This is a genomic window from Shewanella marisflavi, from assembly GCF_023283925.1.
Classification (GTDB): Bacteria; Pseudomonadota; Gammaproteobacteria; order Enterobacterales; family Shewanellaceae; genus Shewanella; species Shewanella marisflavi.
The window spans coordinates 417,098-429,885 of the sequence record NZ_JAKIKX010000002.1; the positions used below are offsets into that span (position 1 = coordinate 417,098).

At 50.2% G+C, this 12,788-nt stretch carries 10 protein-coding genes; 8 read left to right on the top strand and 2 right to left on the bottom strand.

Annotated features, from left to right (window positions below; genetic code table 11):
- From L2712_RS06700 to L2712_RS06715, 4 genes are all read left to right on the top strand, one after another.
- A complete protein-coding gene (locus L2712_RS06700; RefSeq protein ID WP_248977280.1) occupies positions 1–843 on the top strand; it encodes a DUF3034 family protein in 843 nt (280 codons plus the stop codon).
- Positions 843–1,304: a group I truncated hemoglobin gene (locus L2712_RS06705; RefSeq protein ID WP_248977281.1), complete on the top strand. Its 462-nt coding sequence runs from the start codon at positions 843–845 to the stop codon at positions 1,302–1,304. Before L2712_RS06700 ends, L2712_RS06705 begins: the two co-directional genes overlap by 1 nt.
- Before the next feature lie 288 nt (positions 1,305–1,592).
- Positions 1,593–3,671, top strand: a complete 2,079-nt coding sequence (locus L2712_RS06710; RefSeq protein ID WP_248977282.1) for a bifunctional 2',3'-cyclic-nucleotide 2'-phosphodiesterase/3'-nucleotidase — start codon at positions 1,593–1,595, stop codon at positions 3,669–3,671.
- A 106-nt stretch (positions 3,672–3,777) separates the two neighbouring features.
- Positions 3,778–4,380, top strand: a complete 603-nt coding sequence (locus L2712_RS06715; RefSeq protein ID WP_248977283.1) for a DUF938 domain-containing protein — start codon at positions 3,778–3,780, stop codon at positions 4,378–4,380.
- Between the two features lie 170 nt (positions 4,381–4,550).
- On the opposite strand, the gene L2712_RS06720 is transcribed toward L2712_RS06715, so the two are convergent.
- Complete coding sequence (locus L2712_RS06720; protein WP_248977284.1) at positions 4,551–6,341, bottom strand: acyl-CoA dehydrogenase C-terminal domain-containing protein; 1,791 nt, start codon at positions 6,339–6,341, stop codon at positions 4,551–4,553.
- Positions 6,342–6,596: 255 nt separating this feature from the next.
- On the opposite strand from L2712_RS06720, the gene L2712_RS06725 reads away from it, so the two are divergent.
- The 4 genes from L2712_RS06725 (at position 6,597) to L2712_RS06740 (ending at position 11,634) form a co-directional block, all read left to right on the top strand.
- Complete coding sequence (locus L2712_RS06725) at positions 6,597–7,451, top strand: D-hexose-6-phosphate mutarotase (protein WP_248977285.1); 855 nt, start codon at positions 6,597–6,599, stop codon at positions 7,449–7,451.
- Positions 7,452–7,558: 107 nt separating this feature from the next.
- Positions 7,559–10,999: an intermembrane phospholipid transport YdbH family protein gene (locus L2712_RS06730; protein ID WP_248977286.1), complete on the top strand. Its 3,441-nt coding sequence runs from the start codon at positions 7,559–7,561 to the stop codon at positions 10,997–10,999.
- Between the two features lie 119 nt (positions 11,000–11,118).
- A complete protein-coding gene (locus L2712_RS06735; RefSeq protein ID WP_081953769.1) occupies positions 11,119–11,292 on the top strand; it encodes a YnbE family lipoprotein in 174 nt (57 codons plus the stop codon).
- Between the two features lie 21 nt (positions 11,293–11,313).
- Positions 11,314–11,634 carry a YdbL family probable chaperone protein gene (locus L2712_RS06740; RefSeq protein ID WP_248977287.1) on the top strand — a complete coding sequence of 107 codons (321 nt, stop codon included), beginning with the start codon at positions 11,314–11,316 and terminating at the stop codon, positions 11,632–11,634.
- A 35-nt stretch (positions 11,635–11,669) separates the two neighbouring features.
- Here L2712_RS06740 and L2712_RS06745 read toward each other — a convergent pair whose 3' ends face one another.
- The gene (locus tag L2712_RS06745; protein ID WP_140946885.1) at positions 11,670–12,599 is read right to left on the bottom strand and encodes a universal stress protein; all 930 of its coding nucleotides are present in this window, start codon (positions 12,597–12,599) and stop codon (positions 11,670–11,672) included.
- Positions 12,600–12,788: the final 189 nt, after the last annotated feature.

A 12,788-nucleotide genomic window follows, 5' to 3' on the forward strand; every position in this document is an offset into this window, starting at 1 on the left:
ATGTGGAAATTAAGAACTGCCTCCTCGTTAATACTGCTCATCCTATTAAGTGGCGGCGCACTGGCAAAGACAAGTAAAGTCATCGCAACAGGGGGCGCGAGTACCATAGAGGGCAGCGCGGGGGGCGGTATCGTTCCTTGGGCGGTGATTAATGGTTATGCCAGTAGCGGCGAATGGTCCGCGACCGCAATGCTGACCTCGGTATCGGTCGATGATTTTAGTTTACGCGTGGTGGGTGCATCTTTAGCTATCGATAATCGATTTGAATTCAGTATTGCCAAACAAACCTTCGATTTAGACAGTTTAGGTGGTGAGCTGGGACAAGATATTGTTGGCGTAAAATACAAATTGGCTGGCGAGTTATTATATAGCGCAATACCTCAACTGACCCTTGGGCTGCAATATAAACGGGTCGATGATTTTACCATCCCACAGGCTGTAGGCGCCCAAGATGATTCAGGATTAGATGCCTATGTAGCGGCCAGCAAACTTTTTTTCGATGCCATCGCAGGAAGAAACCTGTTACTCAACGCGACCGTTAGAGCCACAAAAGCCAACCAAATAGGCCTCTTGGGCTTTGGCAACACTAAAGACGACAGTTATCAGTGGGTATTTGAAGGTTCAGCCGCACTCTTGCTCACCGATAACTTGGCTATCGGTTACGAGTATCGGCAAAAGCCAGATCAACTCAGCTTCGCTACCGAAAACGACTGGCAGGATATCTTTCTCGCTTGGTTTGTGAATAAGCACCTTTCGGTCGTCACGGCCTATACGGACCTTGGTAGCATTGCTGGCTATGAAAATCAGCAAGGCTGGTATATCTCGATTGAAGGAGCCTTGTGATGAACCTAATTAGACATATAAACCAGCACAGTAAACCACACCGCTTTCCCTTTATGGTCATGCTAGTTAGCTTAGTATTGATATTCACAGCTTGTGCTAGCAGTAACACCACTGTGTACGAGCAATTGGGAAAAACAGAAGGGATCACCCTTATCGCCGATAACTTTTTAACCAATATTGCCAACGATAAACTCATTCGTCACCACTTTGAACAAACTGACATTGCGATTTTTAGGCAGCGATTTATTGAGCATCTATGTGTCGTTACCGGCGGGGACTGCAACTATCAAGGTGAAACAATGTTTAATTCCCACCAAGGACTCAATATTACCCAAGCTGACTTCGATGCTATTGTTGGCCATCTGATCGCTGCAATGAAGCAGCAAAATATTCCGATCTCAACAAGAAATGCCCTACTCGCAAAGTTGGCTCCTATGTATAGCGACATTACCTACCACTGATGCAGCTTTTTTAGCATTAACTTACAAACCGAATAAAACACCTACAAAATACCTTTAATTAACAATGGAATAACACATCGCAAGCTAACCGAACAAACAAGCAGCAGTTCGATACAAATTGATACCTAAAGGACGTTAGATGTCATAGTTTTTACATATCATCTATCTATAATTGAGCCCGAACTTGAAGCAAAAGCTCTAATCATAAAGAGCTGATGTGATTAAGTTCACACATGAAGCTAACTAGGTTGGCTTCGGGGTCAAAAATAATAATAGAGATTGATGGTTATGTTTAATAAAAAACTATTAGCAGTTGTTATCGCATCGACAGTCGGACTTGGCGCCTGTAGCTGGAATGATGACGATGATGACAAAATCACCACGGCAAGTGTCGATCTGAGAATTCTGGAAACCACAGATCTGCATACCAACATCATGGACTTTGATTACTATCAATCAAAAGTGGATCCAACGATTGGTCTGGCTCGTACCGCCAGCCTGATCCATGAAGCCCGTAAAGAAGTCCCCAACTTTGTATTAGTCGACAATGGCGACCTTTTACAAGGCAGTCCAATGGGCGACTACATGGCCAAAGTCGGTCTACAAGAGGGTGACGTGCACCCTGCCTATAAGGCAATGAATACCTTAGACTATGATGTTGGCAATATTGGTAACCACGAGTTTAACTATGGCCTGGATTTCCTTGAAAAGGCGATAAGTGGTGCAGAATTTCCTTATATCAACGCTAACGTCTACTGCGCGGCAGATGATTGCTGGAATGATGTCAAAAACGGCGAAAACCTATTTAAGCCTTATTTGATCAAAGAAAAAGTGGTTATTGATACCGAAGGCCGCGAACACACAATCAAGATTGGCTATATCGGCTTTGTACCGCCGCAAATCATGCTGTGGGATAAGCAGCACCTGACGGACAGGGTTGAAGCCAAAGATATCATCGAAACCGCCAAGCTTTTCGTGCCAAAAATGAAGGCTGAAGGTGCCGATGTGATCATCGCCATTCCTCACTCAGGTATAGGTTCATCAGAAAACCCTGGCGATCCTATGGCTGAGAATGCCACGTTCGCACTCACCAATGTTGAAGGCATCGATGCCATCATGTTTGGTCACAGCCACTCGATCTTCCCTCATGCCAACTATGCCGATCTGCCTAATACCGACGTGGAAAAAGGTTTGCTCAACGGCGTAGCAGCCGTCATGCCTGGCCGTTGGGGCGATAACTTAGGGGTGGTTGACCTTAAACTCACCCTCAAAGATGGCGCTTGGTCGGTAACCGATGCACAAACCGAAGCACGCCCTATCTATGACGGTGCCAACAAAGTCGAGTTAGTTCAGGCAGATAAAGACATTCACGATGCGGTTGAGCTGGAACACCAGGGCACCTTGGCCTTTGTCGATGAACCTATTGGTGTCGCCGCCGCCGAGATGTACAGCTTCCTAACCTTAGTGCAGGATGATCCAACGGTGCAGATAGTGTCCGACGCGCAAATTGCACAGGTCACGGCCAAGCTACCAACATCCTTAAAAGGGATCCCTGTACTGTCAGCCGCAGCCCCCTTTAAAGCAGGTGGTCGCCATGCGACCGAGGCCGATGCTTCGCAATTTGTTCAGGTTGATGCTGGCGATCTAACCTTTAAGAACGCAGCCGATCTCTACCTCTACCCTAACACTATGGTGGCGGTGAAGCTCACAGGTGTCGAACTGAAAGACTGGCTAGAATGTAGTGCCAACCAGTTCAACCAGATTGACCCAGCGTCGAGTGCGCCACAATCATTGATCAACTGGAATGGCCATCCAACATACAACTTCGATGTGATCGATGGCGTAACCTATAAGATTGATGTCACCCAGCCGAGTAAGTTTGACCGCGACTGCGCAATCGTTGCTGGCAACGAAAATGCGAATCGCATCGTCGATCTTGCCTACACCACACCTGACGGTGAGGTGATCACAGGTGAAGCGCTAAACAGTCAGGAATTTATCGTGGCATCTAATAACTACCGCGCCTTTGGCGGTAAATTTGCCGGTACGGGTTCTGATTATGTTGTGATGGAACTGCCTGACACCAACCGCGAGGCGTTAGCGGCTTATATCACGGCGCAGTCTAAGCCAAACGATCAGGGCGGCTATGATGACATGGTTGACCCACGTGCCGACTACAACTGGGACTTTAAGACCATCAATACCCAAGTTGCGCTGGACATTCGTTTCGAAACGCAAAACAGCGACAAAGCCGACAAGTTCATCAGCGAAAACCAACTACGTAAGATGGAGAAACTTGCTGAGCCTGATTCGCTAGGCTTTGCCGTCTATCGTATCGACTTGACCACAGAGCCTGTTGCCAAGTAACGGTTCCTACCTAAAAAAAAGCGCCTTTGGGCGCTTTTTTATTGGCTTGCGAACAGAACGCAAAATAGCGTAGATTGGCAATCACAGTTCACCAATCATTTGCATCATGTCGCTCAGTCAACTTCCCTACTCCCAATCTTGCGAAAACAACAAAGATCCTATCCTGGCCGTGCTCAAACAGAGCTTTAACCAAACCCGTCAGGTACTTGAAATAGGCAGTGGTACAGGTCAGCACGCGGTATTTTTTGCCCAGCACCTGCCGCATCTTACCTGGTATCCCAGTGATCAAGCAGAGTATCTAGGTCCCTTAAGCGAGCGCATCGCCTTGCAAGGCGGTAAGAATATCCATCCTCCGATGGCACTGGATGTTACCGCCCCCTGGCCACTTGAACAGGCAGAGATCGACGGCATCTTCAGCGCAAACACCCTGCACATCATGAGTCAGGCCATGGTTGTCGACTTCTTTAAAGGCGTCGATCGTCACTTAAGCGATAAGGGCTCACTCTGTGTCTATGGGCCTTTTAACTATGACAATCAATATACCAGCGAGAGTAATCGCCAATTCGATATCTGGCTAAAACACCGCAATATTCACAGTGGTATTCGCGACATTGAATGGATCACCACACTGGCCAATGAGGCGGGTCTGAGCCTGATCGCCGATCATCCGATGCCGGCCAACAATCGCCTGCTCCATTTCCGCCGCTAAGGTTTGAGCGGCTATGGCTTCAAAGGTTAAGGTTTCAGAGGTTAAGGTTTCAGAGGCTAATATTTTAACCGCTAATGTTTTAGCCGCTAGTGCCAGGCAAGTTAAGCTTAGACCTTAAGCTTTGAACAAAACGCTAGCCATAAAAAAGGGCCTCTCGGCCCTTTTTACTGTTAATCAAAGTCGCTATCGACCAACTCAGATAACTGCTGGCTACTGCGCTCTATCTGGCGGCGCAGACTCAAGGTCTGAGGTGCCCAGTAGTTCATGTAGAATGTCGCCGTCACCAGCTTATTGGCATAAAAGGCTTGATCCTCACCACGCTCAAGTGCCTGCTGAGCCATTACCGCCATGCGGGCCCACATCCAGCCCAGGGCTACAATCCCTAAGATCTGCATATAGGGCATGGACGCTGCACCGATAATGTCGGGCTGTTTGGCGCCGTTTTCGACGATAAAGTGGGTCGCCTTTTCAAGATCTGTGCTGGCCTCCATCAACGGCAGCAGGTAGGGTTTCAACGTCTCATCTGAGAGATGCTCGGCCACAAATGGCTTCACCATCTCAGACCAAATGCCGAGCGCTTCCCCTCTATCACCCAATAACTTACGCCCCACCAGATCCAAGGCCTGAACCCCATTGGTTCCCTCGTAGATCATGGCGATGCGGCTGTCGCGCACAAACTGCTCCATGCCCCACTCATGAATATAGCCATGACCGCCGTAAACCTGCTGGGCATCGACACAGGCTTTAAAGCCTTGATCGGTAACGAAGCCTTTCACCACTGGGGTAAACAGCGCTGCCAGTTTCGCCGCCTTGGCCGCCTGGGTCTTATCCTGGTGGCGATGAGACTCATCGAGCCAAAGCGCCTGCTGGCCCATGAGTGCCCTAGCCCCCTGATTAAAGGCCTTTTGCGCCATCAACATGCGCCTGACATCGCCATGTACCAAAATCGGGTCCGCGGGAGACTCGCTAGCCTTCACGCCACTTAATGCACGGCCTTGCAGGCGATCCCTGGCGTAGCTTAAGGCATTTTGATAGGCGATCTCAGACACACCCAAGCCTTGCACCCCCACCCCGAGTCTGGCCTCATTCATCATGGTGAACATGGCTCTTAGGCCTTGATGTGGCTCGCCCACCAGCTCACCGATTGCCCCGTCAAACACCATGACGCAGGTAGAGTTGCCATGGATCCCCATCTTATGCTCTAGGCCACTCACCTCGACGCCATTGCGGCAACCTAAGGTGCCATCGTCATTAATCAGATACTTAGGCACGGCAAACAGGGAGATCCCCTTCACCCCCGCGGGCGCATCGGGTAAGCGCGCCAGCACCAGGTGAACTATGTTATCGGCCAGATCATGATCGCCCGAAGAGATAAAGATCTTCTCCCCCGTAATCGCGTAGGTATCTTCCCCAACAGGCTTGGCCTTAGTGCGCAGTAGCGCCAGATCAGTGCCGGCGTGAGCCTCGGTAAGGTTCATTGTGCCGGTCCACTCACCCGACACTAGCTTCTCAAGGTATTTAGCCTTTAACGCTTCGCTGCCGTGAGCATGGATCGCGGCGTAGGCCCCATGGGTCAACCCCGGATACATGGCAAAGGCCATATTGGTCGCCGTCTTCATCTCGGTGGCAAACACCCCGATACATTCAGGCAGCCCTTGACCGCCATACTCAGGGTTACTAGTCAGCGTCGCCCAGCCATTATCGATATATTGACGATAGGCATCTTTAAACCCTGCTGGGGTTTTTACCTCGCCGTCGACCAGTTGGCAGCCTTCAAGGTCGCCCACGCTGTTAAGGGGCAGCATGATCTCTGTGGTAAAGTCGGCGACGCCTTGTAAGATGGCGTCGCCAAGTTCGGCATCGATGTCGTCAAATCCCTGAAGATCATCACGCTGATACACATTAAGGAGTTCAGAGAGAATAAACTGATAGTCACGCAGTGGAGCTTGATAGATTGGCATTCCATTTTCCTTCTATTTGTCGAATTCCAAAACGAACAGGTACAGTTGAGCAGTTTAGCGCTCACTCAACAATAGTGCTCCGACCACTTTACCCAAATCGGCTTAAAAAAACAGCCCTATCGGCACGCTGTTTTCAGTACAAAACAGCAAAACCGTAAAAACAATCAAGGTCATACTTATCCTGAAGCACAAAACTCTGTAAGCTAAGTCGTTATAGACTTTTCCTGCCCAAGCCTTAAACCATGAGGAGCCAATATGGGTTCAGTGACCATTAAAAAACATCCCCAAGGACTCGAATATGTCGAGGTCGATACCGATCTCTGTCAAGCACGTATCTTTATGCAGGGCGCACAGATAGAGCGCTTTCAGCCAAAAGGCCAAGCACCTTTACTCTGGGTCTCCAGCGCCGACGATTTCCAGCCCGGCAGTGGCATTCGTGGCGGTATCCCCGTCTGTTGGCCCTGGTTCGGCATGCATGAAAATCCCCAATGGCCACAACATGGATTTGCCCGCACTCGCTTATGGCAACTCGATGCAGTACAGATGCAAGACCAAGCGGTAGAACTTAAATTCAGTCTCACCGTCGATGATGCAGATAAGCAGTATTGGCCTCACCAGAGCCGCGTTGAACTCATCTTCAACTTAAGCGACAGCTTGAGCGTTAAACTGGTTAACACCAACCTTGGCGAGACGCCTTTTAGTTTGACGCAAGCACTGCACACTTACTTTCCCATCGAGGATATTCATCAGCTCAAAGCCAGTGGCTTTAGTGGCGCGAACTATATCGAATTTGGTGAAGGCCCCTACACTCAGGATGGCGATGAGGTACGCTTTGACCGGGAAACGGACAGAGTCTACAGCCAACTGGGGGATTGCCAACTGCTACATACGCCAAACGGCACCATAGAAGTACGCCGTGAAAACAGTCACTCGGCCATCTTGTGGAATCCCTGGATAGATAAGTCGAAACGATTATCTCGTTTTAATGACAAGGACTATCTGACCATGGTCTGTCTTGAGGCCGCAAATGTGTTGGACGACAAGGTCACGCTGGCCCCTGGTGAGTCTCACACCCTGGCCACCCATATCCGCTGGCAACCAAGCGCCTAAGGATAACGCCTTAGGATTACGCTTAAGAAGCGCCGCAGTCTCTGTCCTCGCGGCGCTAATCAATGATAAACTCAAGCAGTAACTAACCACCCTCGAGACAAGGACAGATGTGGCGACGCCTTTTTAGACCCAGCAAAACCTTGCTTCTTGGTATCGCCTTGATGCTCGTACTCCTGTTGGGCATAGCGGCATCACAACTGGCCAGCCTCACTCAGCGCCTGCTCAACCCATATCTGAAAGATGCTGGCGTGCAGATTGTCTCTCTGCACCTCACTCCCAGTGATTTGGTTCATCTTCGCCTCCCCCTGCTGCAACTTAGGGTCCACAACAGCCTGGTCACACTGCATGATCTGCAGCTTCAACTGACGCCAAACTGGTTAGATGGCCCTATGGGGCTACAAGGTCTCGACTCACTGGCGATTCGCCAAATCGAGGTAGACCTCGCCACAGACTTTTTTGAACGCATGGGCGCGCAACAAGATGACTCGGCCACCGGCGCACTGGAACTCAGCAAGCTGCCTCAGATAGCCATAGGCCGAGTGACGTTCAAGACGCAGGCGCTAAGCAGTGGAGCAATAGCAAGGCCTTTGGGGCTGAGCCTTGATTACCTCAATCTTGATGATAAGGGGCGATTAACAAGCGCACTGAGTTTCTATCAATCGCCGCTACTCACCCTCAATGCGACGCTTGAAAAGACCCGCTGGCAGCTCTCCAGCCAAATGGATCTTGATAACCTCTCTAAGCTTGTTACAGAGCTTTCCAGTTTATCGCCCCTCAACACCCAAAGCAGCGCGTCAGTCATCGCCCTGCACCAGCTGAAAAGGATATTAACCGAGGAGATGTTCCTAAGGGGCAAGTTCGACTCAGAGATGCAGCTTGATCTTGCCCAGGGGAGCTTGACCTCTAGCCACCAACTCAGCGACCTTGAGCTAGCGCTTGCCAGGCTTGGCGGCCAGCCGCTTAAGCATCCGCTCAAGCTGGAAATCACAGATGTGACTAACATGCGCAGGGGGATAACGCTTGATCTGAAAGGCCCCTTAACCGATCTGCAGCTATCGCTTGCACCGACGCAATTAGAGCTGGCGCTGAGCCCCGAACAATTTCAGCCACTTGCCAGCAGTCACTCCCCCATGCTCAATGGTCTATTAACTCAGCTGACGCCACAAGGCGCTGATTTCTTAGGGAATGGCTCTCAACCAACTGAGCCTCAGATAAGACTAACACTCGACTTGGGCCAAGCAGAGACAGAGACTGGAAAAGTAGCATTCGATTACAACCTTGCCCACCAGCGCCTGAATCTTACCGCAATGACGGCAAGCCTAACCCTTGGTGAAAATAAGCTCACGGCCAAGCTGAGCGACCTTGAGTTGAGCAAACTGATGCAAACAGCGACAGGCGCAGCGCCAACATCTGCGCCTGCCACTCACTGGCGCTTAGGCGCAGATTGGCAAGTATCAGGCGAAGTTAACCAAGCGCTTTGCATCGCACTGCCCCCCGACAATCCAGTCGATGGCCACTGCGCAGGCGCCAGCATGAACCGTCTATCGCTAGCAAAGGCTCAAATATCCTTGGCGGGCAGTATTAGTGGTGAGCAAGACACAGCCCACCAAAATCAACATATCGTCTTGAGCGTAAGTGGCAGCGCGAGTCTATCCGAGCCCGGCTTTAATCATCGACAGCTAGAGGTAGGCGCAAGCGGTATCGACGCAGAGCTCCCCTCGCCCCTTAAGCTCGAACTTCAAACCGGTGCAGACCCAGAACTTGAGCTGACTTGGCAAGCGGTGAATATCAAAACGGCTAAGCATCGGCTTCGCTGGCCGTCAACGCACTCATCCCGCCAGGGCGCAGCGCCCATTGAGCCCGCCGCCATGGCGAGCCTGATCAGCTCGCAGACAAGCACGACCCTTGGCGCTGGCCACATCAAGTTGCGTCATGGCGCGCTGCAAACCGCTGAGTTATCAAAGCTGGATATTCTCACCCTATCACCACAACTTAACGAGCCAGGGCAAGCTGCAAAGCTAAATGCCGGCTGCCTGAGTTTTAGCGCCCAGCAGGGATTAACCCTGAGCCAAAAACAAGTGCATGTTGCTCCCCTAACGCTTGCCATTAATTCCCTGGGAGCCAGTCAGGAAACGCTAGATGCCAAGGGCCAGGCACTGAGTAATCAACTGCAGCTTGAGCATCTGACCCTTGAGACAAAAGCGATTGACCTCAAGGCAGGAGACAACAGATCGGCAGACGAGCAAGGCGAAAACCTAATCCGTCTGTTGACGTTAGAGACATTACTTAATACGCCCTGGCAGAGTGAGCTTGATTATAAGCTGACCCAATTAACCCTCAAGCAGCAGGGCATGCGCCTCAATAAATTGCGCAGAAAGACCTTATACTCCCTGCCTGAAGCGAGTCTCAATCAAGCGATTCAATGGCGGGGGCTGACCTCTGAGCAATCAAATAATTTGATCGAAAATCCAAATGAGCAGCCAAGTTACCGACTAGAAACCAAAGAATCCTGGCTGTTAGACAAGCTGCCTTTTGAGAGTCAGCACCAGATGCTGTTCTCTCAGGCACTACAGCCACAGCAGCTCACCGGGCAGCTCAATATGCTCAATGACGCCAACGCTATCGTGGCGCGCCTCTCTCGTCTCAGGGGGATGCCATCCAAGCTACTCTTGATTGGAGATGCCCAGCTACAAGGCACTCATAATCTAACCTGGCAACAAGATAGCCTGGATTTCACTATGGCGTTAACACCAAGCATGCAGATAAGCGAGGGCAGCTTTCAGGCACTGCCATTTGAGCAAGCCCAATTCACAGCCCAGTGTGAGCTAACAGGCAATGATAACAAGGTAAATGGGCTCAATGCGGCGGTAAACTGTCAGCAGATAAACCTTAAGGTCGCCGCTTTTAATCCCGGAGTGTTACTCACGGATCTTAATGCTAATGCCAATTTTAAACTCGATATTGGCAAAGGGCTGGACGCCAGCATAGGCCTTAACGGCGCGGATGTGAAACTTAATGGCACCGCCAAAACGCTGGGCGGTGAGATCTTGCTGCCCATCTTCAACCTGAATCTTGGCGCCCCCTCCTCAGCCTACCTGGTATTGCAGGGGATGGATCTTGCACAGCTGCTCGCCGCGCAGCCGCAAACCGGGATTTACGCCGACGGCATCTTCGATGGCGTACTGCCAGTCAGTCTCGAACAGGGCAAGGTTAGCGTTAACAATGGCCAGTTGGCGGCCCGAGCGCCCGGCGGCTTGATCAAGGTTGACGATAATCCCGCCGTAGTACAGATGCGCGTGTCGCAGCCCTACCTGGATTTCGCCTTCTCGGCACTGGAGGAGCTGCACTATACCCAGCTGTCGAGTAGCTTCGACATGGCACCCAACGGCGATGCCCAACTAAAAGTACAGGTCAAGGGTCGGGCCAAGGATATTGAACGCCCCATACATTTGAACTACGCTCAGGAAGAAAATATGTTGCAGTTACTCAAGAGTTTACAAATAGGTGATAGACTGCAGACTGAAATTGAACGCGCGATGGCAAACTAACCTCAAGTAAACGTTCAGCTTATGGTCATATTGCCCAGCGTATTCTAATTTCATAAGCCTAAGCTCACCATCAACCAGATTAAGGAAGCACAGTGAAAAAATTGCTAACCTTGCCAACCATGACCCTAGGGCTAACCGGCCTGCTGCTCCTTGGTGGCTGCACGCCAACGGTGAAGATAGAGCCACCAGAGAAGCCTATCGTCATCAACCTTAATGTTAAGATTGAACATGAGATCAAGATTAAGGTTGATAAAGAGCTCGATGAGCTGATTAACAACGATGAACTCTTCTAATCAAGGTATAAGGTGATTCAAATGAAAAGCAAAATACTTGTCTTGATGGCCGGACTTCTTCTTAGCCTCAATGCCTTTGCAATCTCACTACAAGACGCTAAGGCGCAGGGGTTAGTGGGTGAGCAGATAAATGGCTACTTAGGTGTGGTGGTTAATAGCGGCGAAGCCAGTGCGCTGGCCAAGTCGGTCAATGCCAAACGCAAGGCCCACTATGAAAAGATCGCTCTTAAGAACCAGATAAGCGTCGATGATGTTGCCAAACTAGCCGCAGAAAAAGCGATAGCGGCTGCCGATAAGGGACACTACATCCAAACACCGCAAGGCAAATGGATTAAAAAGTAATAGGTTAGCCAGCGACACGCTGTCGCTGGCCTAACTCACTGCATGGCGCCGATACCTCTTGCCTTCACCACCAGAAGATCGCACTGGATCCTATCGATCACTTGCTCCCCCACGTTACCACAGAGGCTTGAAAACAGGTCAGTCTTACCTGTATCGCCAACGATCACCAACTCAGAATCCACCTCTTTCGCCAACGACTCAATAGCATCTTCCGGCAAAGATTTAGTCAGGTGAATATGCTTGTTACTGGGCGTATTTTCAGGCTGGAGATGATAACGGCTCGAATATTGAGACATCTGCTGCAGATGGAAGTGCTCATCGTTAGCAGGCGATACCGTCTGATGAAATGAGATACTGGGTGTATCACCATAGTAGCAATCAATGAGGTGGCAATCGCCACATAGTAACTCAGAGAAATGCTCAGAGGTCTGCAGCACGGCTTCATTTAACTCTTTGTGCATCAGATCATCGGCACAGGGCTCTACCAATGACAGGATATGGCCTCCCGGATGCCAGATGTGATCTTTAACCACAACCACAGGACGTGAAGATTCGCGGATCAAACGCACATCCAAAGGTTTGATGGTGAGCCAGTTCCACAGCTTATGCCGTGACGCCGCCAAGATCACCGCATCCACCCTGTAGTCTTCGCAAAACTGCAGCACATCATCGCTGGAATGACAGGCGATCGATGCTTTAGAAATATTCAGGCCTGATTGCGCCGCCTGGCGAATAAAGGCTGTGAGACAACTCTGTTTGCGCTCCTTGGTTTGTGGCTGAAACTGCTCACCGTTATTTTCAGATTCGAAGGTATCCACCAGTCGGTTAACAAAATGGCTGTGCTCTAACATCATCACAATGATGACCGCATGGGTTTTACTGGCCAGGTATACAGCCCGAGATACGGCCTTTAGGCTAAAATCGTGTTCATCTACAACCACTAATAATCTCTGATAGCTATCCATAAGCTTACTCTCCTCGGATTCGACATTAAGTTTAGCCCACCCGTTGGCCAGAAAAGTGGCGCCAGCCCAGTAATGACGAGGCTTACCGCCAAGCTTATGATAATAGAAATGATTATTGTTAAGAACATTTTTACCTAACACAGGGCCTATGGAAACCTTTAGCTATTAGCAATCAGCAAGTGAATTAGA

Excerpts from the sequence above, each read along its gene's own strand:
- L2712_RS06740 (WP_248977287.1), top strand. The coding sequence starts at position 11,314 with ATGAAAAGCAAAATACTTGTCTTGATGGCCGGACTTCTTCTTAGCCTC.
- L2712_RS06720 (WP_248977284.1), bottom strand. The coding sequence starts at position 6,341 with ATGCCAATCTATCAAGCTCCACTGCGTGACTATCAGTTTATTCTCTCT.
- L2712_RS06735 (WP_081953769.1), top strand. The coding sequence starts at position 11,119 with ATGACCCTAGGGCTAACCGGCCTGCTGCTCCTTGGTGGCTGCACGCCA.
- L2712_RS06745 (WP_140946885.1), bottom strand. The coding sequence starts at position 12,599 with ATGGATAGCTATCAGAGATTATTAGTGGTTGTAGATGAACACGATTTT.
- L2712_RS06725 (WP_248977285.1), top strand. The coding sequence starts at position 6,597 with ATGGGTTCAGTGACCATTAAAAAACATCCCCAAGGACTCGAATATGTC.
- L2712_RS06715 (WP_248977283.1), top strand. The coding sequence starts at position 3,778 with ATGTCGCTCAGTCAACTTCCCTACTCCCAATCTTGCGAAAACAACAAA.
- L2712_RS06705 (WP_248977281.1), top strand. The coding sequence starts at position 843 with ATGAACCTAATTAGACATATAAACCAGCACAGTAAACCACACCGCTTT.
- L2712_RS06710 (WP_248977282.1), top strand. The coding sequence starts at position 1,593 with ATGTTTAATAAAAAACTATTAGCAGTTGTTATCGCATCGACAGTCGGA.
- L2712_RS06730 (WP_248977286.1), top strand. The coding sequence starts at position 7,559 with ATGTGGCGACGCCTTTTTAGACCCAGCAAAACCTTGCTTCTTGGTATC.
- L2712_RS06700 (WP_248977280.1), top strand. The coding sequence starts at position 1 with ATGTGGAAATTAAGAACTGCCTCCTCGTTAATACTGCTCATCCTATTA.